Source organism: Hahella sp. CR1, from assembly GCF_029813005.1.
Classification (GTDB): Bacteria; Pseudomonadota; Gammaproteobacteria; order Pseudomonadales; family Oleiphilaceae; genus Hahella.
This window is the reverse complement of record NZ_JAPELK010000001.1, coordinates 118,323-143,032: the sequence shown is the minus strand read 5'-3', so window position 1 is coordinate 143,032 and position 24,710 is coordinate 118,323. Positions and strand designations below refer to the sequence as shown.

Below are 24,710 nucleotides of genomic sequence, written 5' to 3'. Positions count from 1 at the left end.
TGTCTATATCGAATCTTATGAGTCTGCAATACCGAGATCTGCGAGACTTCATCCGTATATTGGAACAACGCGGCGAGCTGAAACGCATCACTGCGGAAGTCGACCCCCATTTGGAAATGACCGAAATCTGCGACCGTACGCTGCGGCGTGAAGGTCCGGCTTTGTTGTTTGAAAACCCCCGCGGCTACTCAATTCCTGTTCTTGGAAACCTGTTTGGTACGCCTGAGCGCGTGGCGTTGGGCATGGGCGCGGAAAGCGTCGAGAGTTTGCGGGAAATTGGCAAACTATTGGCCTTTCTGAAAGAGCCGGAGCCGCCCAAGGGACTGCGGGATGCCTGGAGCAAGCTGCCAATATTCAAGCAAGTAATGAATATGGGGCCGAAAGAAGTCAGCTCCGCCCCTTGTCAGGAAGTGATTATTGAAGGCGATGACGTCGACCTCTATCAATATCCGATTCAAACCTGCTGGCCGGGAGACGCCGGCCCGCTGGTGACCTGGCCATTGGTGATCACGCGAGGTCCCAACAAGACGCGCCAGAACCTGGGGATATATCGTCAGCAACTGATTGGCCGCAACAAACTGATCATGCGCTGGCTGTCGCACCGGGGAGGCGCTCTCGACTACCGCGAATGGCGGGAAGCGCATCCCATGGAGCCGTTCCCGGTCGCAGTGGCTTTGGGCGCCGATCCGGCCACAATTCTAGGCGCGGTGACGCCGGTGCCGGATACATTGTCAGAGTACGCCTTCGCGGGCTTATTGCGAGGCAACAAGACCGAGGTGGTGCGTTGTATCGGTAGCGATCTGCAGGCGCCAGCCAGCGCGGAGATCGTGCTGGAGGGAGTCATTCATCCGGGAGAAATGGCCCCGGAAGGTCCCTTTGGCGACCACACAGGGTACTACAACGAAGTAGATCGTTTCCCAGTGTTCACCGTCGAGCGTATTACACAGCGGAAGAAGCCGATTTATCACAGTACCTATACTGGACGGCCGCCAGATGAGCCTGCGGTGTTGGGCGTCGCTCTGAACGAGGTGTTCGTGCCAATCTTGCAGAAGCAGTTTCCGGAAATCGTCGATTTCTATCTGCCGCCGGAGGGCTGCTCTTATCGCATGGCGGTAGTGACTATGAAGAAGCAATATCCCGGTCACGCCAAACGGGTGATGATGGGCGTCTGGTCGTTTCTGCGTCAATTCATGTACACCAAGTTTGTGATCGTCACGGACGATGACGTCAACGCCCGTGACTGGAAGGACGTCATCTGGGCCATTACGACGCGCATGGACCCTGCGCGGGACACCGTCATGGTGGAGAATACGCCTATCGATTACCTGGACTTTGCTTCACCGGTGTCAGGGTTGGGTTCCAAAATGGGCCTGGACGCCACTAACAAATGGCCTGGCGAGACGCAGCGGGAATGGGGCCGCACTATCCAGATGGACGCGGACGTTAAAGCGCGCGTCGATGATCTCTGGTCGCAGCTGGGCATTGACTAAGGATCTGCTGATGCGTCATCGCCTGCGCTTTCAACCTTCGAACCATGAGTTTGATGCGGGTGAAGGCGAGACGATATTGGCGGCGGCGTTGCGACAGGGATACAAGATTCCTCATGCGTGTGATAATGGCGTCTGTCATATCTGCGCGGCCAGACTTCTAAAAGGAGAGGTTGCGGGCGGCGCTGGAGAATCAGGGCGTCGGCGCCTGGGCGCAGATGAAGTTCTATTATGCAAAGCGACGCCTGCGGGCGATTGTGAGTTTGAATTAAGACGGATTTGGGGACCAAACGAATTGGAAACAAAAACATTGGCGTTTCAAATTAAGGCGGTCACTGCGCTGTCCGACGATGTGTATCAAGTGCAATTGCTGGCCCCTGCCGGCGCATTGCCGGAATTCTTCGCCGGACAATACCTGGAGCTGTTGGTTCCAGACGTCGAGGCGGCTTTCTTTTCCATTGCGAATGCGCCAGGAACCAGGGAAGTTGAACTGCATATCCAGGTTCACCAGGAGAGCCGCAGCGCTCTGTCGATCTATCAATACCTGACCTCTGAGTCCGTGGTGCGCGCTCGTTTGCCGTTGGGGAAGTGTTTTATCTCCGGCGTTCCCGATATGGATGTCACTCTGATCGCCGCAGGCACCGGGTTTGCGCAAATCAAGTCCATCGTTGAGTATCTGCTGGCGCAAGGGTTTGACCGTAAACTGTCTATATATTGGGGCGTAAGACAGTCGCAGGAGATGTATGCCCGCGCTCTGCCCGAAGACTGGGCCGAACGCTATGAGAATATCTCTTTCACGCCAGTGATGGCGGATAACCGCGATAACGAATGGCAGGGCCATCATGCGGAACTGGTGCGTGCGGTGCTGGCCGAACGGCGGAATTGGGATAACAGTCTGGTTTATGTGAGCGGTTCGCCGACGATGGTGTATACCGCGATGGATGCGCTGGCTCCATTGGGGCTACCCAATGAGCAGTTCTTTTCGGATGTGCTGGAGTATGCGCCCAGGGGCTGACGCCCCTGGATGAGTGTGGATCAGGCGCTGCGTCGTTGCGACTTCGGCGATGGCAGATCAGGCAGTTTGGCGCTGTCCTGTAGCGCCTGAATAAAGTATTCATTGCTGGCTTGGGGCTGGTCCATGGCTGCCAACAAACGCGCCAGTTCATAGTAAGTTTCCCGGCGACGTTTCAGTTTCAGGCTCGCTTCAAAATACTCTTTGGCTTTGCTCCAGCGTTCATTCCTCAAGCTCAGACGTCCCAGCGCGAGCAACAGGCTGGCGTCATTGGGGCGCTCTTTGAGCCAGTGTTCCGCCGCCAGTAATTGCTCCGCTACATTGCCGCCGGCGATCTGCCCATACAGATCAATCAGGATGTCGCTCCAGTGCTGTTTCAACGCCTTGCGCAGAAGCGTTTCCGCCTGTCCGCCAGCGCCAAGCCGCATCAGTTGTGACGCATAGGCGTAGATGACGTGGGGATTCTTGCGCAGGTTAGCGGGCATGCGATCCCAGATGGCGTTCAATGGCTCGCTGTTGAACTCGCCTTTGCGGGTCCGCAACGCTTCGTCACAGGCTTGTCGCAGTAGATTGAGCCAGGTTTCCAACTCCAGCTTTTCCACCTCGTCGTCTTTCAGCACTTTGTATTTGCGCAGCTCCGGCAAGATCTCGCTCATCTTCTGCCAGTCGTTCAGGCGGGTGTAAACCTGCTGCAATAACTTCAGCACGAAAGGGTGGTGGGGCGTTTTCTTTCTCAGGTTCAACAAGGTGGACAGGCACTGTTCCAACTGCCCGCGGGCCAGCTGCAATTGCGCTTGAGTCACGCCGATGGCGACGTCGCCGCCAGGCGTGTTGTCGAAAGCTTTTTTTAGAAATAAGTCGCTTTCTTTTTCATTGCCCAGTTCGTTAGCGGCCTGCGCGGAGGCGAGGTAGTTGATCAGAGGCGTGTCGGATTGCTCCGCACTGCCGGACAAAAATTTCTGCGCCTGCTTCCAGTTGCCCTCTGCATAGTGCAGCAATCCGCGAATGGTATTCTGCTGCGCCCGGCTGTATTTGCGCTTCTTGCGCCATTGCCGCCAACCGGCTCTGACTGCAAGAGTGGTCGACAGGGTTCTGAACAAATAGTGCAGGGCGAAGTAAAACCCGATCAATAGGGCGAAAGCGATCCAGACGTTGGTCTCCACCAGCCAGTTCAGCCAGGAGACGCGCACATAACCTGCGTCCAATTGCACTAAAAAGCCCAGCGCCACGCCGATGGCGAGGGATATCAGCAGCACCAGCGCATAGAAATTCATGAGGCCAGCTCCTTGTGGTCCAGAGTGAGCGCGCCGGTGGTGGGTTTACCACCACGCTTGTACAAGGACTCCATCAGGTTTTTCAGCATACGCAAGGACGTGGAAATATCCGGTAACTCTGGGTCGATGGGCTCTTTCTTCAGCTGTTGCAGGTTTTCCAGCAGGGCCTTGGCGGAGGCGTTGTTGATGACGAAATAATCCGCCACCCACTTCTCCGCTTTTTCCAGACTGTGCACGTAAACGTCCTGGTTTTTCTCCAGCAGCGAGAGTTCCGCCTGCTCCAACATCATGCGGAGATTCTGGCGCAGATAGTAAATTTGCTCTGGCGCCAGCAGCGGCTCAACGGGAGCATCCAGGCGACGAATAGAGAAGTACTTCTCGAGTTTGCCCATGGAAGCCAGCGCGCTGTCGTACCAATGGCTTTCGCCGCTTGGCGTTGGCGCTTCCTCAGGAACCGGGTTGTCGCTGAGCATGACGGTATCTTTCAGGAACAGGCGCTGATCCAGGTTTTCCACCTGATTGATCAGGGCTTCCAGACGCAGGTAGATACCTTGTCGATCAATATCCGCAATAGCCTGCAGGCTGACGATTTCTTCCGCCAAAGCCTTGCGCACAGGATAGGCGGCGACTTCTTTGGTCTCCGCCAGCACTTGGTCTGCAGCCTGTAAAATAGCGAGGGAGCCGACGTAGTCTTTCTCCATGTGCAGACGTTGGTTAGCGAGACGCAGCAGATATTCGGCTTCGGCGAACAGCCAGTCGATGCGGCCGGTTTCGCCTTTGCTCAGCAGATTTCTCGCGGTCTGGTCCATCATCTGTTGCAACTGGGTCTGACTCTCACGCTGTTTGGCGACGGCGGCGTCCAGTTTGTCCAGGCGGTCCTGATAACGCCGCCCCACTTCGTCCGCAAGCTGTTTTCCTGCTTGGCTCTGATCCATAGCGCGGTCGAGCTTGGCTTGCCAGGTCTGCATATAGGTCCAAAACCAACCGGCGCCAACGCCCATAACCACTAGGAGGACAAGAATCGCCAGCCATAAAGGCCAGGTCTTAGGCTCTTTCGCCGCTACAGGTGGTGATGCGGGCGGCGGGGGAGATAATGGCGGCGGCGTTGGTTTGGACACAGGCTCTTTGACCGTGTCTTCCGCCTTGATGGATGGCTGCTCTGGTTCTGGTGCGGTGGATTCGGTTGTAGGCGCTTCCACGCTATCTTTTTCTGCGCTGACTTCCGGCCGAGACAAAGTAAATGATGCGGACAAGCCTGCGTCGGGTTCGGTCTCTGTGGCGCTTTCCCTGGCGCTGGCGGGGTCCATTCCGGGTTCAGGAGAAGTCGAGGGCTCCTGTTCCAGAGCGGACTTTTCCTGCTCCGGCTGTTCTGATTTGTTTGGTTTTGCTTCTTCCGTCACACTCGTTCCTACCCAGTAATCTAAGTAATCAACGCGCCTGCAGGCAACGGCGACCCTCCTTCAATAGAGAAGGGTTAACATGCCGTTTTGAGGAGGGCCAGTAAGGCCTCGTCGGATAACTCCGGCGCGATTTTGTAATTCAGACGGTTCTCCTGCGCCAGGGTGGCGACTCTGGCGCTGGGGATGACGAACAGCGTGTCGCCCCAGGCGTAACCGATATTCTGGCCCAGTTGGCAAAGGTGCAGCAGAGTCTCGCCGGACAACGTGACGATGACCTCCGGGCGCCATTGCTTGAGGGCTTCGTTTAAATCATTCGGATCATATTCCAGCGCTTTACGCTCATATAATTCCAAGGTGGCGACATGCGCGCCACGCTCCTGCATGGTTTCCGCTAACAACTCGCGTCCGCCGCAGCCCTTCACAATCAACACGCGCATGGGGGGCTCGTCTTCGTTGCGTGCCTGCAAACCGGAATGCTCCAGTAGTTGCTCAGATGCGCAGCCCTGCTCAGGTGTGTTGACCGTCAGTCCATAGCTGCGTAGCGGCGCGGCGCTGCTCTCGCCGATGGCGAACCAGCGCACGCCCTGTGGCGCTTGTGGCCAGTAGGCGTCTATCAACTCCAGCAATAGACGCGACGCATGTTTACTCACGCAGATCACATGAGTATAGCGATCCAGATCGAGGATGCAGTCTTTTATGGCTTGTGTTTCGGGCAGCGGCTCAATGGCGATGGCCGGCAACACCCGAACTTCCGCGCTGCTTTGCTCCAACAGCGCGCGTAAGGAATCGTTTTCTCCCTGAGGGCGGGTCAACAGCACTCTGAGGCCGCTCAGCTCCTGACTAAGAGTGGTTTCCATACACGGCTTCCAGAATTTTTCCTGCTCCTTGTTGCAATAGACGCTCGGCCAGCTCCGTGCCGAGGGTTTCCGCTGCGGCGACAGGCCCTTTCACTTCGTCACGGAGCACTTCCACTCCGTCCGGGCTGCCTACTAAGCCGCGTAATCTCATTTGGTCGCCGGTAATTTCAGCATAGCCGGCGATGGGAACCTGACACCCTCCTTGCAGGCGGTGATTCATGGCTCTTTCCGCCGACACCCGCGCGCTGGTTTCCGCATCCTGTAATGGTGCGATAAGCGCCATGGCTTCAGGATCGTCGAGACGGCATTCAATGCCAAGCGCGCCCTGTCCGACTGCGGGCAAACTGACTTCAGGCGTCAGCTCTTCACGGATGCGATCGGCGAAGCCCAATCGCTTCAGTCCTGACGCGGCAAGAATAATGGCGTCAAAGTCGCCGGCGTCGAGCTTGGCCAGACGGGTATTGACGTTACCGCGCAGGGAAACGATTTTTAGATCCGGTCGCCGCTCGGAAAGCTGGCACTGTCGGCGCAGACTGGAGGTGCCTACGACCGCGCCCTCAGGCAATTCATCCAGGCTGGCGTAGTGATTACTGACAAACGCGTCGGTCGGAGTTTCACGCTCCAAGATCGCCCCCAGGCCCAGGCCGGGTGGAAACTCCATGGGAACGTCTTTCATGGAGTGGACGGCGATATCGGCGCGACCCTCCAGCATGGCTGTCTCCAGCTCCTTGACGAAGAGCCCTTTACCGCCGACCTTGGCGAGCGGCGTATCCAGAATAATGTCGCCTTTGGTGGTTAGTCCGAGCAGTTCGACGGTCAATCCGGGGTGTAACGCCTCAAGGCGTTGTTTGACGTGCTCCGCCTGCCATAGCGCGAGCGCGCTTTGACGTGTGGCGATCACAAGGTGCTGTTTCGGCATAGTTTAAAATTGCGCTAATTGTGTCGTATCCGGCGAAAAAGTCGGTTGAAATTACACGTAAATCCAACCGCAGGCGCTAGCATACTCATTTTCCCGCCGCTTGTCTTTGCTGGAGGTCGATCAGGTCGGCTGCGCCAGGAATTGTTTGACCTCAGTCACCAGGCGTCGGCTGACGGGAAGCGCTTCTCTCACGCCCCGCAGGCGCACCTCGTAATGGCCGTCGTGGCGGCGTTGCAGCATTTCTATGTAGTGGCGGTTGATCAGCGTATTGCGATGGATGCGCAGAAAATGGGGATTCAGGGCCTGCTCCAGCTCTTTCAGCGGCTGGTCGCTGAGCGTTTCTCCCTGTGTATGAAACACCGTCACATACTTGTGTTCCGCTTGCAAATAAAGGATGTCGCTGATTTTAATGCGCTCTATGCCGCGACTGCTGCGGCACACCACCGCTGGCTCCTCGTCCTGCCCGTTAATCTCTTGCTTCAGGCTTTGCAACTGAGCGCGATTCACTTGCGTGGCGTTTTGCAGGGCGCGCATCAGGTCCTCGCGGCGGATAGGCTTGAGCAAATAGTCCTGCGCGCGCACCCGGAACGCCTGGATGGCGTATTCGTCATAGGCGGTGGTGAAGATGACGGCGGGTGGTTGAGGGTGTTGCGCCAGCTCCGCCGCCACTTCCAGGCCGTCTTTTCCGGGCATGCGAATATCAAGCAGGACAATATCCGGAGTGTGGAGGCGAATGCGCTCCAGGGCTTCATCCCCCCCGGCGGCTTCTGCGCAGACCTCATAATGAGTGTCCAGCAGTAATCGCTTAAGGCGCTCTCTGGCCAGGGGCTCGTCGTCGACGATGATCACTTTCGTCATATCGCATTCATGAGTTCAAGGAGTTGCATGTTATAGCCGCTCAGCTTCTTTTATGTAAAGGCGCGCGCATAGTGGCGGTAAAGCGGCCGTCCATTTGACTGGTTTTCAGCACCGCCTGATCGCCGAAAAACGCCTGCAGACGACTGCGTATATTTTGCATGGCGATGCGGTTGCCTTTGTGTCCCTGGCTTGGATCGCCGTTATGCACAGGGTTGCTGATCAAGACATACAGCCAGGACCCTTGCTCGTAAGCGGTGATGGTGATGAGTCCGCCTTCCGCCGAGGGCTGTACGCCATGATAAACCGCATTTTCCACTAACGGCTGAATGCTCAATGGCGGCACTCGGGCGGCGTCGGATAAATTGCGCATATCCCATTTAACTGTCAGTCGCTCGCCGAGACGGAGTTGTTCAATGCGCAGATAGCGTTCGCAAAGAGCCAGCTCTTCTTTCAACGGCGCCAGGGACGAGGACTCTTTCAGCGCGGCCCGAAACAGCTCAGCCAAATCCAGCACCGCCTCTTCCGCCTCGTTGGGATTGATCGGTATCAGTCCGGCGATGGAGTTCATGCTGTTAAACAGGAAGTGCGGGCGTATCCGCGCCTGCAACGCCTGCACCCGGGACTCCAGCTCTGATTTTTGCTGCAGGTGCCAGAGGTGCTGGAGATAGAAATAACGCAGGATAATCCCGGTTAGGATTGCGCTGATCGCCACCGCCTGCACCACAAACCAGAAGCCTGATCCAGGCTCTTCCAATGCGCCTTTGCGGAACAGGGCGTTAGCGAGTATGGCGTAGATGAGCGTAATGGACGGGGCGATCAGGTAAGCGACCAGGGCCTGCCGCGACATACTCCAGCCTGCGCCGAGTATGCGTAGACGACACAGAATCAGCGCGCTGGTCAGCACCACCCACAACATGAATAACGAGGTGAGCGCGAAATAGTCCCAGTCGAAATGACCGGGACCGGCGTAGATCAGCGTAAACAACAGCGCGCAAAGCCCCGTGGCGATCACCATCAAGAGGACCGCTTGAACATTGCAAAGCTCTGGTAGAAACACCCCTGGCGGGTGCGAAGACTTGGGGGACTGCTCCATTTTTGTGCCGTCAAAGCTGGTTGGCGAATACAAACGCCCCGACCCGTCGCCTTGCATGTCTACAGAGCGCGGGAAACTGTTATAATCGCGGGCCTTTACCTATCATGCCACAGGTTGGGCATGGGTTCCGTGCGCTTCGATTCATTTCCAAGTATGAGGCAACTTGACCATCATGACAAAGCAGGACACTACCGATAAGCTCTGGGGCGGCCGCTTCACAGAAGCCACCGACGCCTTCGTAGAACGTTTCACGGCCTCCGTGGATTTCGACAGGCGCATGTATCATCACGACATCCGCGGCTCCATCGCTCACGCCACCATGCTGGCCAAAGTCGGGGTGCTGACTGAAGAAGAACGCGACCAGATCATCTATGGGTTACGTGAGATTGAAGCGGAAATCGAAGCCGGCGCATTTGAATGGTCGGTCAAACTGGAAGACGTGCACATGAACATCGAAGCGCGCCTGACCCAGAAAATCGGCATCACCGGTAAAAAACTGCATACCGGTCGCTCACGTAATGATCAGGTGGCGACGGATATTCGTCTGTATCTGCGCGATGAAGTTGATGTCATCGCCGCTGACCTTCTGCGTTTGATCGCCGCCCTGGCGGATCTGGCGGAGCGCGAGGCGGACGCCATCATGCCCGGGTTCACTCATTTACAGACCGCGCAGCCGGTAACCTTTGGTCATCACATGCTGGCCTGGGCGGAGATGCTGAAGCGCGATTTCAGCCGTTTGCTGGACTGCCGGGAGCGCTTCAACGTCTTGCCGTTGGGCGCGGCTGCGCTGGCGGGCACTACTTATCCTATCGATCGTCAGTACACCAGTGAGCTGCTGGGCTTCAACGGACCGGCGGAGAACTCTCTGGATGCGGTCAGTGATCGGGATTTCGCCATTGAGTTCTGCAGTTTCGCCAGCTTGCTGATGATGCACCTGTCCCGTTTCTCTGAAGAGCTGGTGCTGTGGACTTCCGCTCAATTCAACTTCATCAACCTGCCTGATCGCTTCTGCACAGGCTCTTCCATTATGCCGCAGAAGAAAAATCCGGACGTGCCTGAACTGATTCGCGGCAAGAGCGGTCGCGTGAGCGGGCACCTCATCAGCCTGTTGATGTTGATGAAGAGTCAGCCGCTGGCGTACAACAAAGACAATCAGGAAGACAAAGAGCCGCTGTTCGACGCCATCGATACGGTCAAAGGATGCCTGAAAGCCTATGGCGATATGATGCCGGCGGTGTCGGTCAATCGTGACTCCATGGCGGAATCGGCGCGTCGCGGTTTTTCCACCGCAACGGATCTGGCGGATTATCTTGTGCGTAAAGGTTTGCCCTTCCGCGATGCTCATGAAGTTGTCGGCAAGGCGGTGGCGCTGGGCGTTTCCAGCGGCAGAGACCTGAGCGAAATGAGTCTGGAGGAGCTGCGCCAGTTCAGCACGGATATTGATGCGGATGTGTTCGAGGTACTGACGTTAGAAGGCTCCGTCAACGCCCGTAATCACATTGGCGGTACGGCGCCGGAACAGGTGCGCGCCGCTGTGGTCCGTACTCGGGAATGGCTCAAACGCAACACTGAGATGTAAATCTGCCGCGTTTGATCGCGGTTTCGCCCGGGTGGTTTAACCGACCCGGGCCTTTACATTCCTTTGCCTAATAAATACCGACCGTCGCAAACGCAACGCGCCGCCCCCGCTATACTCTATGCATGAGTTACCGGCGCAGCCTAAATCCCGATTACACCGAAGGCGTGGACCGCAAAGTCCTGAAAACGCTATGTCAGCGTTTCATCACTTTGGTGGAGCATCGTTTACAACGCACCCGTCTGGCGCTGACGCCAAGACAGCAGGTTGTGTTGGAGCTATTGCCGTTGCTTTTTCATGTCAATCACCCCTTGCTGCCGGGCTACGTTTCCCGCACCACCCCCCATCGACTGGTTAACTATGAACCAGATAAGAACATTGTCGCCCAGGCGCAGCGTCTCAGTCGGTCCTTCAATTATCGTGAGCCGGCGCGCCATCATGGAGATATCACCAGCCTCTATCTAATGGGCAGCACCGGTTCGATCGCCCATTCCGGGGGCAGCGATTTTGATGTCTGGCTTTGTCATCGCTCTGATTTGGACGCCACGGCTCTTATGGAGCTGCAACGCAAAGCGGATTTGGTGTGCCAATGGGCGATGGAGATGGGCTCGGAGATGCACATTTTTCTGATGGACGCGGAGGCGTTTCGCAGCGGCCGTCATGAGGCCGCCGCCGACTCTGAAGATTGCGGCACCGCCCAGCATTATTTGTTATTGGATGAATTTTACCGTACTGGCATCTGGCTGGGCGGCGCTTATCCTTTATGGTGGCTGATTCCACCAGATCAGGAGGCGAACTACGCTGAGTTGGCGGAGCTGCTGCTGGAGAAGCGTTTCATCAAGCCCAAGGATTACATCGACTTTGGCGGCTGCGCCCGGATTCCTCCCAATGAGTTTGTCGGCGCCGGCATGTGGCAGCTTTATAAAGGCATCGACTCTCCGTATAAGTCGGTGCTCAAACTGATGCTGGTGGAGTCTTACGCAAAAGATGAGGACACTCTGCCTAACCTCAGCTTGGCGTACAAACAGGCCATCTTCGCGGATACGCTTGACCCCGATGAGCTGGACCCCTACGTCATGGTCTATCGGCGCCTGGAGCAATCGTTGCAATCCCAGCGTGAGCAAGGACGTCTGGATCTGGTGCGGCGCAGCTTTTATTTGAAGATCGGCGAGCGCCTGTCGGTTTTCGTTCCAGAAAGAGAAAAGTCATGGCGTCGCAAAGTCATGGAAAAGCTGACTCATGAATGGGAGTGGTCAGAGCGGGAATTACGTTATCTGGACGGCCGCAGCGCATGGAAAGTGGATCAGGTGATTCAGGAAAAGCGCGCAGTAGTCAATGAACTCACCGGCTGTTATCGATTTCTGTCCTCCTATGCGCGAGAGAAGGGATTGGCGGCGGCGATCAGCGCTCGCGATATTAACTTGCTTGGCCGCAAACTCTATGCGGCTTTCCAGCGTAAGGCTGGCAAAGTCGAGATGATCAATCCGGGTATCGCTCCAAATCTGTCAGAAGACAATCTGGCGTTTCATCATCTCAGCAGCCAGGCCATTGGCGCAGCAGGCAATGGTTGGCTGTTGTATCGCAATCTGTCCAACCCCATGGACGCGGCATTCAATCCTGCCGTCAAACGTTCAAACAGCCTCATTGAGTTGCTGGTCTGGGCGTATTGCAATGGCCTGCTGGACCGCAGCACCAGCGTTAGTCTGGCGTCAGGAGAGAGCCACGCCAGCCAGTATGAGTTGCAGCAGATCATCTCCAGTTTGCGCTCACTGATCAGCCTGCCGCTGCCGGAGGTGACGCAACAGGACTATCGCGCCAAAGCCAAACTACGCACAACGCTGGTTTATGTAAATGTAGGCGTCGATCCTATGGCGGACCTGAGTCGCCGTGGTCTGCACAAGCTCAGCAACCGCAACGATGCGCTGGGCTACGCCTCCGAGCGGGCCAACCTGGTGGTGACCCTGGATCAGGTCATCATCAATAGCTGGAACGAGGTGATGGTGCAGCGTTATGAGTCCGGCGACACCTTGGTGCAATGCCTGAAAAATTACCTTGCCGCGCTGGCGGAGAGCGAGCAGTTTGGCGCAGGGCTGCCGCAGCTGTCCGTGCTCTGTTATTGCCCAACCCGGGCGGGGGCGATCGCGCAGCGGGTCAGCCAGCTGTTTCAGCAAGTGGTGGCCTGTTATTTCAGCGCCAAGGAGCGTGCGCGCAGTCGCTATATTCTGCAGATGGAAGACCGTTACTTCGTGCTGCAATTTGTCGACGACCAGCCCCGTTTCACTGCATTGGACGACTATGTCGGGCTGTGTGAGTTTCTGGCGCAGCCGCAAAAGCATTACAGCTCGATTGTCGTGGATGACTATGCATTGAGCGAAGATGTGCTGCGCGCCGTATTCGCCCGTATGCGCCCGCATGCCGTGCAGGTGTTTTACCTGAGTCAGGGGCGTATTACCGATATTTATGTGATTGACGAGAAAGGCTCGCTGTTGGTGTATCGGGAGACGGGTTCCGACATCAATGTGCTGTTGGGGTCGTTGAAGCAATTTTTGCTGGGGGTGCAGGAACGCAAGCAGATGCATGACTCCCTGGTGGATGACGGCGCTGGATTCCTTGAAGTGGAGTTCTATCAGTTACAGCCGGGGAAACCGGAGTACCGGACTGAAAAACGGGATATCAGTCTGCATAAAGGCTTTGGCGATTATGTGGAGATACAGGCGATAGGGGCCTACGAGAACGGCCGCGAGCTGGATTTCAATCTCTACTGTGAGCACAAGGAATTCACGGTGCTGGAACATGGCGGCCGGGTAGCGGCGGCGCTGGCGCATTATTTAAGCAGCCGCTTCCGTAACAGCGCCGCATTGCCTGGCTATATCATCGACCTCAGTTTGCCCCACGATCTGGAGCGCGAGGAATACCAGAGCCATCTACAGACCACTCAGTATCTGCAATATAAAGTGGTGCTTGAGCGCGAGATCCGCACGGCCCGCACTGACGGCGCCGCTTATCTGGCTGCGCCGAACATGAATCCCGCCGCAGCCAGATAAGCGGCGCCAGCGGGATTTACCACCGTATCGTTTACTTTCCTCACAACGCCGTCGCCCGGCGGCGGTTCTATTGTGTTCAGGACTGTTTCTATTGTGTTACTGCGCCGTTATACTGGCGGAATTTGATTAATTCCGGGATGGGTTATGCGCGCAATCGGCGTGATCTTGTTGGTATACGCTTCTACTTGGTTAATGTCCTGCGGTCAGAAAGGTCCTTTGCAACTACCTGATCAGCAGACATGGCGGAGCGGGGACGTCCGCATTGAGTTGAAAGCGCCGTCGGGGTTTTGACCTCGGCCAGGATCAGGTCCGGCCACTGAGTCGTCAGGGGCCAGAGCGACACCCGTTCCGCAGCTTGAGTTGACCTATGGACCACTTTGAATATCGCAATCATCAGCTCTTCGCTGAGGACCTTTCCGTTCAGGAAATCGCCGAACATTACGGCACGCCTTGCTATATCTACTCCCGGGCCACGCTGGAAAGGCATCTGAAAGCCTATCAGACTGCGATGGACGGCTATCCCCATATGATTTGCTACGCCATCAAAGCGAACTCCAATCTCGCAGTATTGAATGTACTGGCGCGATTGGGCGCGGGTTTCGACATCGTTTCCATAGGCGAAATGGAGCGGGTGCTGGCGGCGGGCGGCAAGCCAGAGCGAATTGTCTTCTCCGGCGTCGGTAAGCTGGAGCATGAAATGCGCCGCGCGCTGGAAGTGGGCGTGCATTGCTTCAATGTGGAGTCCGCGCCTGAGCTGGAAAGATTGCAACAGGTCGCTGCGGATATGGGCAAAAAAGCGCCAATCTCCATTCGCGTCAATCCAGACGTGGACCCACAAACGCATCCTTACATCTCCACCGGACTTAAAGAAAACAAGTTTGGCGTCAGCATTGATGAAGCGCTGGAGCTTTATCGCTCAGCGGCTGTGTCGCCGCACCTGGACGTCATCGGTATTGACTGCCATATCGGTTCGCAACTTACTCAGATCAGTCCGTTCCTGGATGCGCTGGAGCGCGTGCTGAATATCATTGAGACATTGCGCAACGAAGGCATTCGCCTCAAGCATCTGGATTTGGGCGGCGGCCTGGGCGTCACCTACAACCAGGAAAAGCCTCCGCATCCCAACGAGTACGCCCGCGCCGTCATGGAGCGCCTGAAAGGCAGCGGCTTGACGCTGGTGCTGGAGCCGGGACGTTCTATCGCCGCTAACGCTGGCCTGATGGTCACCCGCGTAGAGTACCTGAAGCATAACGGCCACAAGGATTTCGCTATCGTTGATGCGGCGATGAACGATCTGATTCGCCCGTCTCTGTACGGCGCCTGGCAGAATATCGTGCCGGTGCGGCAGCACAGCGAAGGCAAAGAAGCGCGTTATGATATTGTCGGCCCGGTATGCGAAACCGGGGACTTTATCGGCAAAGAGCGTCTCTTAAACCTGAAACCAGGAGACCTGTTGGCGGTGCGTTCCGCTGGGGCTTATGGTTTCGTGATGAGTTCCAACTACAACTCTCGCGGTCGCGCTGCAGAGGTGATGGTGGATGGCGACAAGCATTACCTCGTGCGTCGTCGCGAAACTATCGAGGAGTTGTTCGCGGGAGAGTGCGCGCTGCCGGAGAGCGCTTCGGTAAAACCTGCATAAAAGTGAGCTGAAATGTTAATAAAGTTCACCAAAATGCATGGTTTGGGCAACGACTTTATGGTTGTCGATCTGATTTCCCAGCATGCGCACTTCCGTCCGGAGCAAGTGCGTAGACTGGCCGATCGCAACTTTGGCATAGGCTTCGACCAGTTGCTGATCGTTGAGCCGCCGGGACGTCCCGATGTGGATTTCAGATACCGTATTTTCAATGCCGATGGTTCTGAAGTGGAGCAATGCGGCAATGGTGCTCGTTGTTTTGCGCGCTTTGTTAAAGAAAACCGCCTGACCAACAAGAAAAGCATCCGTGTGGAGACCAAAAAGGGAGTCATCGAGCTGATCGTTAACAAGGATGGCTTGGTGACTGTGGACATGGGCGCGCCCAGACTGACTCCGGCGGATATTCCTTTTATCGCCGATTCACAGGAGTCGATTTACCCGATCGAAGTCAACGGCGTGATGTATGAGATCAGTGCGGTATCCATGGGCAATCCGCACGGCGTACTGGTGGTGGATGATGTAAATAAAGCCCCGGTGCACAAATTGGGCAAAGCGTTGGAAAATCATCCGCGCTTTCCAGAACGCGCCAATATCGGATTTTTACAGGTGGTTCACCGCCGCTTTGCTAAGCTTAGAGTGTTCGAGAGAGGCGCTGGTGAAACGCTGGCCTGCGGAACTGGCGCCTGCGCGGCGGTGGTGGCGGGCAGGCTGCGCGGCCTGTTGGATCGCAAAGTGGAGATCAAGCTGCCAGGCGGCAACCTCAAGATAAGCTGGGAAGGCGAGGGCCATCCGGTCATGATGACCGGGCCGGCGGTGCGCGTTTTTGATGGTCAGGTAAGGATATAGCTCGGCAGGGACACTGACAGGAATAAAATAGACGGACTATTAATACAAACGTCAGGCATACAACCGGAACTCGCTAGTCCTGATGGGCGCTAAACAGAGTTCCGGCAGTGGAGTGGTGAATGAATAATCAGGCAAAGCGCAGTGACGAAAATCCGGCGCTGACAGCAGAAGCTGTGGTGGCTTACCTGCGTGAGCACCCCAACTTTTTTGTTGAGCATGAAGATCTGCTCAATGAAATAAGGCTGCCGCACCGGTCCGGCGCGGCGATTTCCCTGGTTGAGCGACAAATCAGCCTGTTTCGGGAACAACGCGATCATTACGAGCGGCAGCTGTACGACTTGATTGATACGGCGCGTCAGAACGACCGTTTCTTTGAAAAGAGCAAACGTTTGCTGATGAACTTGCTGGAGGCGCGTTCTCTGGACGAAGTGGTGATTGTGCTGGAAGACAGCTTCACCGGCGACTTCCAGGTGGATTTCTGTAGCTTGGTGCTGTTCGCCGAGCATAAAGACTTCCCGATCAGCAATGTTTCCACTGCTTCGCTGACGGAATGCTCCGATGCGCTGGGCGAAGAGCTGCTAAACAGCGTCAAGGCGGTTTGCGGCAATATGGAGCCCAAGCAGCTGCAGGTTTTATTTCCTCACAATCATGCTGAGATTGCGTCCTGCGCGGTTATTCCCCTTAGGTACGGCGATTTGCTGGGAATGCTGAGTATCGGCAGTCGCAATGAGCGTTATTTCAATACCAGTATGGGGTCGTTGTTCCTGTCATATATCAGTGAGTCTCTTAGCCGGATGCTACCGCCTTTATTGGCGAAAGAGGGGCGGGGAGACGAGCATTTCCCGGATTAGTCACTGGTTGCGAGTCTTGCGGTCGGAGAGCCCTCAATGAGCTTGTCCACACAAGTAGAGGCGTTTATTGCCTATCTGCATAGCGAACGCCGCTATTCCGTGCATACCGTCAGCAACTACAATCGAGATCTACGACGCGTCGTCGCGTATTGTGAAGCTAGTGGCGTTACTACATGGAAAGACCTGCATACGCCACAGCTACGTCAGGCTCTCAGCGAGTTTCACAGACGAGGACTCGGTAGCCGCTCCCTGCACCGTCTGCTGTCTACAGTCAGACGTTTTTACGAATACCTCTTGCGAGAGCGTGTCGTATACGAAAATCCCGCCAATGGCGTACGCGCTCCGAAAATGACCAAACGCTTGCCGGCGACTATGGACGTCGACCAGGCCAAGCAGCTGTTGGATTCGCCAGTAGAAGACGAAGAATTGGAAATACGCGATCAGGCGATCGCCGAATTATTCTATACATCCGGCATGCGCTTGAGCGAGTTGGCGGGGCTGGACTTGACGCATTTAGACTTGAGCGAGGGCTTGGCCAGAGTGCTGGGTAAAGGCGGCAAAGAGCGTCTGGTCCCTGTTGGCGGCCAAGCCCGCAAGGCGCTGCAGGATTGGCTGCAGGCGCGTGCGTCGCTGGCGGGAGCGGGAGAGCCGGCGGTCTTCGTCAGTCTGCGAGGAACCCGTTTGTCCCGCCGCAGCATACAAGCCCGGCTGCGCCAATGGGCGCAAAAGAAAGGTTTCAGCGGTCGCTTGTATCCTCACTTATTTCGCCACTCTTGCGCCAGTCACCTGTTGGAATCCAGTGGCGACCTGCGAGCCGTACAGGAATTACTTGGGCACGCTGATATCTCTACTACGCAGATCTATACCCATTTGAATTTCCAGCATCTGGCGGAAGTCTACGACAAAGCCCACCCTCGCGCCCGCAAGCGTAAGTCCGATTAGTCTTTACGCCGAGATCGTTCTCCCTAAAAAAACGGCCCTAACGTCCGCATTTGCGACCGTCTCTTGGTTAGCGTTCAATGTTTTAGAAACCGCCTATACTCATAGTGAACCGGGTAAGCATTGATTACTGTCTGCCCGACGCCGGCTTTACTTTACGTTCAGTGTCCAGGTGTTTTAGGGTTACTGAATGCACTGCTAACATCATGAAAAATAAATCCTTTCTTCATGGCTTCTGAAAACGATCGTTGGAAAAAAAAGTATTTCGATAAGCTGGATGAGTTCGAGCAGTTAGAGTCCGGGCTTAAAGAACGCATTCATGTACTGGAGCGTATTGTTGTCCGCGTCAGCTTGGCGGCGGAAGGCGTGGACAAAGATCTTGACCGGGAACTGGAAGCGCTGCGCAACATTCTGAGAAGAGAAAACGGAAGCTCTCGTGAGCTGAATCAACAGCTGGAAACCATAGAGAAACGCGTGTTGGCGCTGGATCAGCACAAGCAGGCGATCTCCAGTGGTGTGTTGGAGGCTTTGGGAGAATTAATAGAGCAGCTGTTGCAGCAGAATGTTTCGCGGGAAGCGCGCAAGCAGCTAAAAAAATATGGCAAACAACTCAGGGATCGAGTGGAGGATCTGCGACATTATCCGCAGTTATTGAAGGAGTTTTCGCAGCTGCAAGCGGCGGCGCTGCAGGAGCTGTTTACCGACTCAGATGGACGTAAGGACAAGAAAGAAGGCTTTTTAAGCCGGCTATTCGCTAATCGTGAAGGCGGCGGAGAGAGCGTTGCACAAGAAGAGCTGGAAGACGAAACTGCAGCTCCGCCGCAGCAACCGCCCCCTCAAGATCCAGAAGAGAGTCGCTATGCACTGGAAGTAGGGCAGGACGCAGCGACAACCACTTTAGGCGGGGAAAACTTCGAACCTGGCTTTTCCGCAATCGCCGATCATGTGTGCACGTCTTTGAATCATCTCATTGATCAGTTGGTGTTGCCGCCAAACATGCTGGGAGATTCAGAGAAACTAAAGAACAAAATCAGCGCGGGTCTGAACTGGTATGAGCTGGCTCCAACTCTGGACGATGTGGCTGCGCTGGCGATTGCGGCGGTCGGCAGGGGACAACGAGAGTTTGAAAGTTTCCTGAAAGCGCTGGATGAACGCTTGGCCAGCATTCAAAACTTTCTCCAGGGAAGCCAGGCTAATGTCCAGGAGTCACGAGACAACAATGCGGAGCTGGAAAAAAGCGTGCGGGAGCAAGTGACTTCCATGCAGGAAAACGTGCGGGGAGCGACAGACATAGACTCGTTGAAATGCTCTGTGCAGCACAACCTGGATACGCTGATTTCTTCCATCGATCGTTTCATGCACAAAGAGGCTGATCGAGAGGCGCGTCTCAGCGAAGAAGTTGAATTGCTGCACCATCGTCTGCGGGAATTGGAGAGCGAGTCCGGCGAAGTACGCGAACGTTTGGAGATAGAGCGCGCCAGGGCGCTTACAGACGCTCTCACAGCGCTTCCGAACAGGGAAGCCTATGAGAATCGCGTGCGCGATGAATTTGAGCGCTGGCGGCGTTATGGTAATCCTCTGACGCTGGTGGTGGCGGACATCGACCGTTTCAAAGAGGTGAATGACAAGTTCGGGCATCTGGCGGGGGATAAAGTCATTCAACTGATAGGCAAGGAGATCTCACGGCGAATACGCAAAACGGATTTTATCGCCCGCTATGGGGGTGAGGAGTTTGTCGTCCTGTTGCCAGAGACGCCAGCCAGTATCGCTGCGGAAGTGATGGATAAGACCCGTGAGATGATCTCCCGGCTACCCTTTCATTTTCGTAATGAAAAAGTTCGCATTACCATGTCCTTTGGCGTCTGTGAGTTTCACGGCGATGCAACGGTGCAAGGAGTATTTGAGAAAGCGGATCAGGCGCTTTACAAAGCCAAGCGTGGCGGTCGTAATCAAGTGCAAATTGCGGGGGTATGAAGCGTAAGCATTTTGCCTTTTGCAATAGCCGGTTAGTTATAGGCGTTAGTTTTTTATGCGCACTCCGTCACGGCTCTGCTAATGGGCTAGTCCTTTTGGGTTAGGTTAAACGGGATGAATCATCCTTCGGGCTTATTGTTTGGGTCGTAAACTTATGTAACATTTTGTGATTAGCTAAGTGGATAGTTAGCATTAATCTAATGTTGCTTATAGGGTTTCCCCATGTCACGCGAGTCCTCCAAACATCAAGACGCAGGTCTGTTTAAAAGACTCTTGTCAAAGCTTGGATTAGCGAGTGGTCGTTCTGGCGGCCGGGATGGAGCCCGAATCAATTATGAACTCAATTGGGAAATGAGCGCCATGGAGGCGTTGCGGGTGAGTACGCTCGGCTACGCCTCACCAGCAGCCACAAGTAAACTGGTGTCTTCGCAGAGCGAGACGCTGAAACCGACCGCTCATTCTGATATGCCGACGTCGCAACCGGTAATGTCGCCAGCCAAACAAGCCGTGAGGCCAGATGCGCAGTCTGTCATGGTGGTGGATGCTTCCGACAACCTGCATGCGACACTCGACAAGTTATTCGAACACATGGGCGTGCGGTTAGTTTCCGCACGCAGCGGCGCTGAAGCGCAGCGCCTTATAAATACGATCAAGCCCGCTTTGATTTTGGTGGACGCCGCCCTCCCGGATATGGAATGGGCGCGTTTGGCGACTTGGATTCGCCGTAACGAACAGCTTACTGAATCCCCCATCGTGTTGATGGCGGAGGACGATAGGGAGTTAGAGCATGTGTCTCATCCCTGGCTGGAGATCAACGACTTTCTGCTCAAGCCGTTCAACTTATATGGCTTGCAGGATATGTTAAGTAAATACTGTCGGCTTTCGGCGAATGTCGCTAAACCGGCGGTGCGTGGCGTACTGGGGTTGGTGGTTGATGACGATGAGCAGCGTTTGGTGTTACGACGCTTTCTTAGTCGCAAAGGCTATCATGTACCAGTAAGTTGCTCGCCGGACGCCAGGGAGTGCTGTCTGTTATTAAATGGCTCCAAGGAAGTAACCAGTTGGCTCGTACAGATACAGGACGAGGATAAATGTATCGAGGTCGTTAGCGAATTCGACTCGCTCTATGATGCGCCAGTGCTAGTGGGACTGGAAATGGCGCCCGACAGTTCTCAGACCGGCAAGGAGCGTGGGAACTGGGAGTCGAGACTGCTGGACAAGTTGTCCAGAGTGGCGGCCAAGGATGAACTGGATGCCGCTTAAGACATCGAACAGGTCAAAAAAACGATAGATTAATTATTAGTCACAAACAGGAGTTTGCTATAGTTTAGGTATGTGTCCGATACGCATAGGCAATACTCGCATAAGCAAGCATACTGCTGTTTGTCTGAACCCTTAATTCAACGCCAAGTAACCATGAACAACAGATTCGTAATTACTGACGACCACGGCATTTTTCGCAGTGGTTTAAAACTGATCATTAGTGGTCTGTATCCTGATGCAGAAATTCTGGAAGCCGCCTCGGGATCGGAAGTGTTTCGGTTGCTGAACGCCAACACTGACGTGGATTTGGTGTTGCTGGATCTCAGCATGCCGGATAGCCAGGGGCTTGAGTTGTTACGCAAACTCAAGCAAGAGTTTGTCATGACCCCCTTCGCTGTTATTTCCGCCAGCGAGGAAGCGGCTTTGATTCAGGGCGCGATTCAATTAGGCGCGCTGGGTTATGTCCCCAAATCCTCATCGAATGCGGTTATCGCCAGCGCAATTCAGCTGATGCTTTCCGGCGGCGTGTATATTCCGCACGAATTGCTGCGCACCGGACACGACGAAGGCATGCCCACAGGCGACATCTGTTTGACCCCGCGTCAGCATGAAGTTTTGGGCCTGTTGGCGGAAGGGATGTCCAATAAGCAGATCGGCACTAAGCTAAGCATCGCGCCAGGCACTATCAAGGCGCACATAGCTGCTATTTTCAGAGAACTGAATGCCGCCAACCGCACCCAGGCGGTTCATCGCGCCAGAGAATTGAAGTTACTCTAATAACTTCTCTGCGCCATACGCTTCCCGTAGCCTTTGCGTCCTCGCAGAGCTGCGGGTAGCTCCTGTTTATACTCTACTCCCCCCAATCCATAATCGTCTTCCACAGCCACAGCCACAGCCACAGCCACAGCCACAGCCACAGCCACAGCCACAGCCACAGCCACAGCCACAGCCACAGCCACAGCCACAGCCATGATTCAGCTCATTGGGCTTGCAAAGGTAAATTTATTGCGGGGAATGGTTGGTTTTCAGGAAGCTCAAAAGAGCTTCCTGATCCAGACGTTATTAGGAGGTCTGAGGCGCACCCATTTTCAACACGGACATGCAAACCGAGCGTAATTGCGCAGGTTTGATTGGTTTGTGCAGTAGTGGGTAGGGGGAGTCGTAAGCTAGTTTCACCCTGTCCGGCGCGGTATCCCCTGTTATCAGAAGGGAAGGAATATTAGAGCGGAAGTGCTGATGCATGCGTTGAATCGCGTCAAGACCGGTGACGCCAGCCTGTAGACGCAGATCGCTGATAATCAGATCCGGCTTTTGCTTATAGGACTTACAAAGATCCAGCGCTTCTTCGATGGACTTCGCGAGTATCGGTTGCAGTTGCCATGACTCCAGTAGCGCCTTCATTCCCAGCAGGATCGAGGCGTCGTCATCGATCACCAGCACTCTTTCATAGCGCAGTGGCGCAACAGTCGCCTTGGGTGGCGCGGGGCGTTGTGATTTGTTCAGTCCAAGCGGAGCAATAATCTCAAAGCGGGTGCCTTGCTCCAGCTGCGAAGAGAAGCGAATTGGATGATTCAGCAACTGACAGGTGCGTTTGACGATGGATAAGCCAAGTCCCAGGCCTTTACTGCGATCCCGCTCTGGATTGCTCAACTGCACGAACTCTTTAAACACGGAACCTTGATCATCCGGCGGAATGCCGGGACCGCTATCCCAGACCAGTAAACGGGCTCGTTTGCCTTCACGTTTGCAGCCAATGAAGATAAATCCGCTTTCTGTGTATTTAATGGCGTTGGAAACCAGATTCACCAACACCTGCTCAAGCAAATGCGGGTCGGAATAGATGAATGAGCGGCTGGGAACAATCCGCAAGTCCAAACCTTTGTCCATAGCCTGCTGGCGGAAGACCACTTCCAGGCGATCATAAATACGCTGTAGCGGGAAGTGTTCCTTCTTCGGCTTGAGTACGCCGGCTTCCAGCTTGGAGATATCCAGAAGTGAGTTGAACAGCTCTTTCATGGTTTCCAGGGAGCGCGCCAGATTGCGATGTATATCTTGCGCCTGTCTGGTGGTCAGTTGCGGCTGCAGGGCTTCGATAAACAAGCTCATGGCGTGCAGCGGCTGACGTAAGTCGTGGCTGGCCGCCGCCAAAAAGCGGGTTTTATCCTGGTTGGCTTTCTCCGCCTCCCAACGCGCCTGCTTGGCCGCCAGAGCGGAAGCTTTGGCGTCGAACTGTTGTTGCACGAACTTTTTGTTCAATTCCACCAGCTCGGATGTGCGTTCATGCACCAGCTTTTCCAGATGACGGCGGTGAGTTTTTATTTCGTCTTCGATTTCTTTACGACGTCGCAGCTGTGAATCAATGCCCAGCAACATCTGGTTAATATGCGACGCCAGTACGTCCAGTTCGTCCTGTATGCGCAGGGCTCCACGTAAGGGGAGCAAATGTCTGGCGGGGCGATTGTAGTTAATCTGCGCCAAGCGCTGCAGGATGCCGTGTAGAGGGCGTTCAATGGCCTGGCTCAGTTGAATGCTGTGGAACAAGTAAAGGATGATGAGACAGGCCAGTCCTGTGCTCCAAAGAGGCAGCGTTTGCTGAGCGAGTTCTTCCATCAATACAGCGGACTGCAACTCTACCCAAAGCTCGCCTTTTGTTGCGTTTTGAGGCGTTGTCGTGGCAGTCGGCAATTCAAAGAGTTGAGAGCCGATTACGGGTAAGAAGCCGAATATGGCGTGCCAGGGTCTGCCTTCTTTTCGCTCGATTTCGTAGCGCAGCAATACCGCGCCCTGCTTTTCCCGCAGAATGGCTTCACGCAACGGCAGCAGCTTATTCAGAGTCTGTAGAGTGGCGATGGCTTGCGACTCGTTTTTAGCCGCTAGCGCCGTGGCTAAATCGTCCTGGATGATAGAGACGCTGTTATTCATGGCGCTACGCCACTTCTGTTCCAGCGTCAGCCAGCTCAACGCCAGCATGACGCAGGCCAGTAACATGCCGAACAACAGGTAGGCCAACAGGGTTCTGCGCCTTAGCCGATGCGAAATGTATTGCTGATTATTGAGATTCATCCTGACGCCGCGCTGAGCTGTGAATTGGGAGTGGCATTGTGTAATCCGGTCAACTTCTTATAGCGCAAAATAATTATGGAGGCTCAGCCCCGAAACGCTCGCCGTGACAGTCGGTCAGGGCGTTGAAGATGTGTGCGGGAAAACCGCGGCCGATTACAAACAAAGCCGGCGAATTGCGCATGATACTACGTCTGTCGGCAAGAATTAATCTCCCAACCCGTTTGGACTAGGCCCGTCTGGCGCGGCCTAGGCGGCTGTTTTGAAAATAAAACGTCCTACCAAACTGGCGCCATGTAAAGTGATAAAAAGTTCTTTCCGGGCAAGCGACTACCTAGTGACGCAGCAGCGCGTCGAGCTCGTCGATAGCCTCGCACCAGTCAGAGTCTTCCTCCCAGGCTTGCATGATGAACTCACGTTGCGCTTCGTTCCAGAACGGCGCTTCAGCCAGGGAAACTGCGCTGTTTAGTGGGCTGTGACTGCTAATCCATTGTTTTACATGGGTTGGGTCGTTTTCCAAGCCTAGTTGGGCGAAGAGCGTATTCATATTATGTGTCGATGTGTCCATCAGACGTCTCCTCTCAAAGTTTGTGTCGAGCTTGTGATCAGCATCTCAATCCG

At 55.1% G+C, this 24,710-nt stretch carries 19 protein-coding genes; 11 read left to right on the top strand and 8 right to left on the bottom strand.

Annotated features, from left to right (window positions below):
- Positions 1 to 23: 23 nt before the first annotated feature.
- Entirely contained in the window at positions 24 to 1,490 is a 1,467-nt protein-coding gene (gene ubiD, locus ONV78_RS00655; protein ID WP_305858119.1) for a 4-hydroxy-3-polyprenylbenzoate decarboxylase, read from the top strand.
- Between the two features lie 10 nt (positions 1,491 to 1,500).
- The gene (locus tag ONV78_RS00650) at positions 1,501 to 2,502 is read left to right on the top strand and encodes a CDP-6-deoxy-delta-3,4-glucoseen reductase (protein ID WP_279500258.1); all 1,002 of its coding nucleotides are present in this window, start codon (positions 1,501 to 1,503) and stop codon (positions 2,500 to 2,502) included.
- Positions 2,503 to 2,522: 20 nt separating this feature from the next.
- Here ONV78_RS00650 and ONV78_RS00645 read toward each other — a convergent pair whose 3' ends face one another.
- The 6 genes from ONV78_RS00645 to ONV78_RS00620 form a co-directional block, all read right to left on the bottom strand.
- Positions 2,523 to 3,773, bottom strand: coding sequence for a heme biosynthesis HemY N-terminal domain-containing protein (locus tag ONV78_RS00645; RefSeq protein ID WP_279500256.1), 1,251 nt, complete (start codon positions 3,771 to 3,773; stop codon positions 2,523 to 2,525).
- Positions 3,770 to 5,173, bottom strand: coding sequence for a uroporphyrinogen-III C-methyltransferase (locus ONV78_RS00640; RefSeq protein WP_279500255.1), 1,404 nt, complete (start codon positions 5,171 to 5,173; stop codon positions 3,770 to 3,772). Before ONV78_RS00640 ends, ONV78_RS00645 begins: the two co-directional genes overlap by 4 nt.
- Before the next feature lie 74 nt (positions 5,174 to 5,247).
- A complete protein-coding gene (locus tag ONV78_RS00635) occupies positions 5,248 to 6,030 on the bottom strand; it encodes a uroporphyrinogen-III synthase (protein WP_279500253.1) in 783 nt (260 codons plus the stop codon).
- Entirely contained in the window at positions 6,014 to 6,949 is a 936-nt protein-coding gene (gene hemC / locus ONV78_RS00630) for a hydroxymethylbilane synthase (RefSeq protein WP_279500251.1), read from the bottom strand. Before hemC ends, ONV78_RS00635 begins: the two co-directional genes overlap by 17 nt.
- Before the next feature lie 120 nt (positions 6,950 to 7,069).
- On the bottom strand, positions 7,070 to 7,807 hold the full coding sequence (locus tag ONV78_RS00625) for a LytTR family DNA-binding domain-containing protein (protein ID WP_279500249.1): 738 nt from the start codon (positions 7,805 to 7,807) through the stop codon (positions 7,070 to 7,072).
- Positions 7,808 to 7,847: 40 nt separating this feature from the next.
- Entirely contained in the window at positions 7,848 to 8,900 is a 1,053-nt protein-coding gene (locus tag ONV78_RS00620; RefSeq protein ID WP_279500245.1) for a sensor histidine kinase, read from the bottom strand.
- 172 nt (positions 8,901 to 9,072) lie between these two features.
- Here ONV78_RS00620 and argH point away from each other — a divergent pair, with 172 nt between their 5' ends.
- The 9 genes from argH to ONV78_RS00575 all read left to right on the top strand — a co-directional run bounded on the left by argH (position 9,073) and on the right by ONV78_RS00575 (position 21,806).
- Positions 9,073 to 10,479 carry an argininosuccinate lyase gene (argH, locus tag ONV78_RS00615; RefSeq protein ID WP_279500243.1) on the top strand — a complete coding sequence of 469 codons (1,407 nt, stop codon included), beginning with the start codon at positions 9,073 to 9,075 and terminating at the stop codon, positions 10,477 to 10,479.
- 122 nt (positions 10,480 to 10,601) lie between these two features.
- Positions 10,602 to 13,520 (top strand): class I adenylate cyclase, encoded by a 2,919-nt coding sequence (locus ONV78_RS00610; protein ID WP_279500241.1) that lies wholly within the window; start codon positions 10,602 to 10,604, stop codon positions 13,518 to 13,520.
- 367 nt (positions 13,521 to 13,887) lie between these two features.
- Positions 13,888 to 15,159 (top strand): diaminopimelate decarboxylase, encoded by a 1,272-nt coding sequence (gene lysA / locus ONV78_RS00605; protein WP_279500239.1) that lies wholly within the window; start codon positions 13,888 to 13,890, stop codon positions 15,157 to 15,159.
- Between the two features lie 12 nt (positions 15,160 to 15,171).
- On the top strand, positions 15,172 to 16,002 hold the full coding sequence (dapF, locus tag ONV78_RS00600; protein WP_279500238.1) for a diaminopimelate epimerase: 831 nt from the start codon (positions 15,172 to 15,174) through the stop codon (positions 16,000 to 16,002).
- Between the two features lie 119 nt (positions 16,003 to 16,121).
- A complete protein-coding gene (locus ONV78_RS00595; protein WP_216735484.1) occupies positions 16,122 to 16,853 on the top strand; it encodes a DUF484 family protein in 732 nt (243 codons plus the stop codon).
- A 42-nt stretch (positions 16,854 to 16,895) separates the two neighbouring features.
- Positions 16,896 to 17,795, top strand: coding sequence for a tyrosine recombinase XerC (xerC, locus tag ONV78_RS00590; RefSeq protein WP_347815407.1), 900 nt, complete (start codon positions 16,896 to 16,898; stop codon positions 17,793 to 17,795).
- A 225-nt stretch (positions 17,796 to 18,020) separates the two neighbouring features.
- The gene (locus ONV78_RS00585; RefSeq protein ID WP_279500234.1) at positions 18,021 to 19,766 is read left to right on the top strand and encodes a diguanylate cyclase; all 1,746 of its coding nucleotides are present in this window, start codon (positions 18,021 to 18,023) and stop codon (positions 19,764 to 19,766) included.
- Positions 19,767 to 19,988: 222 nt separating this feature from the next.
- Positions 19,989 to 21,029, top strand: coding sequence for a response regulator (locus ONV78_RS00580; RefSeq protein WP_279500232.1), 1,041 nt, complete (start codon positions 19,989 to 19,991; stop codon positions 21,027 to 21,029).
- A 153-nt stretch (positions 21,030 to 21,182) separates the two neighbouring features.
- A complete protein-coding gene (locus ONV78_RS00575; RefSeq protein WP_011394293.1) occupies positions 21,183 to 21,806 on the top strand; it encodes a response regulator transcription factor in 624 nt (207 codons plus the stop codon).
- Between the two features lie 285 nt (positions 21,807 to 22,091).
- On the opposite strand, the gene ONV78_RS00570 is transcribed toward ONV78_RS00575, so the two are convergent.
- The gene (locus ONV78_RS00570; RefSeq protein ID WP_216735488.1) at positions 22,092 to 24,092 is read right to left on the bottom strand and encodes a hybrid sensor histidine kinase/response regulator; all 2,001 of its coding nucleotides are present in this window, start codon (positions 24,090 to 24,092) and stop codon (positions 22,092 to 22,094) included.
- 331 nt (positions 24,093 to 24,423) lie between these two features.
- A complete protein-coding gene (locus ONV78_RS00565; RefSeq protein WP_279500229.1) occupies positions 24,424 to 24,657 on the bottom strand; it encodes a DUF2789 domain-containing protein in 234 nt (77 codons plus the stop codon).
- Between the last annotated feature and the right edge of the window lie 53 nt (positions 24,658 to 24,710).

What these genes read in the sequence shown, in the direction of transcription:
- ONV78_RS00610 (WP_279500241.1), top strand. Translation starts at nt 10,602, where the DNA reads ATGAGTTACCGGCGCAGCCTAAATCCCGATTACACCGAAGGCGTGGAC.
- lysA (WP_279500239.1), top strand. Translation starts at nt 13,888, where the DNA reads ATGGACCACTTTGAATATCGCAATCATCAGCTCTTCGCTGAGGACCTT.
- ONV78_RS00585 (WP_279500234.1), top strand. Translation starts at nt 18,021, where the DNA reads ATGGCTTCTGAAAACGATCGTTGGAAAAAAAAGTATTTCGATAAGCTG.
- ONV78_RS00595 (WP_216735484.1), top strand. Translation starts at nt 16,122, where the DNA reads ATGAATAATCAGGCAAAGCGCAGTGACGAAAATCCGGCGCTGACAGCA.
- ONV78_RS00625 (WP_279500249.1), bottom strand. Translation starts at nt 7,807, where the DNA reads ATGACGAAAGTGATCATCGTCGACGACGAGCCCCTGGCCAGAGAGCGC.
- ONV78_RS00565 (WP_279500229.1), bottom strand. Translation starts at nt 24,657, where the DNA reads ATGGACACATCGACACATAATATGAATACGCTCTTCGCCCAACTAGGC.
- ONV78_RS00580 (WP_279500232.1), top strand. Translation starts at nt 19,989, where the DNA reads ATGTCACGCGAGTCCTCCAAACATCAAGACGCAGGTCTGTTTAAAAGA.
- ONV78_RS00575 (WP_011394293.1), top strand. Translation starts at nt 21,183, where the DNA reads ATGAACAACAGATTCGTAATTACTGACGACCACGGCATTTTTCGCAGT.
- ONV78_RS00635 (WP_279500253.1), bottom strand. Translation starts at nt 6,030, where the DNA reads ATGGAAACCACTCTTAGTCAGGAGCTGAGCGGCCTCAGAGTGCTGTTG.
- ONV78_RS00645 (WP_279500256.1), bottom strand. Translation starts at nt 3,773, where the DNA reads ATGAATTTCTATGCGCTGGTGCTGCTGATATCCCTCGCCATCGGCGTG.
- ONV78_RS00620 (WP_279500245.1), bottom strand. Translation starts at nt 8,900, where the DNA reads ATGGAGCAGTCCCCCAAGTCTTCGCACCCGCCAGGGGTGTTTCTACCA.
- hemC (WP_279500251.1), bottom strand. Translation starts at nt 6,949, where the DNA reads ATGCCGAAACAGCACCTTGTGATCGCCACACGTCAAAGCGCGCTCGCG.
- ONV78_RS00650 (WP_279500258.1), top strand. Translation starts at nt 1,501, where the DNA reads ATGCGTCATCGCCTGCGCTTTCAACCTTCGAACCATGAGTTTGATGCG.
- ONV78_RS00570 (WP_216735488.1), bottom strand. Translation starts at nt 24,092, where the DNA reads ATGAATCTCAATAATCAGCAATACATTTCGCATCGGCTAAGGCGCAGA.
- argH (WP_279500243.1), top strand. Translation starts at nt 9,073, where the DNA reads ATGACAAAGCAGGACACTACCGATAAGCTCTGGGGCGGCCGCTTCACA.
- dapF (WP_279500238.1), top strand. Translation starts at nt 15,172, where the DNA reads ATGTTAATAAAGTTCACCAAAATGCATGGTTTGGGCAACGACTTTATG.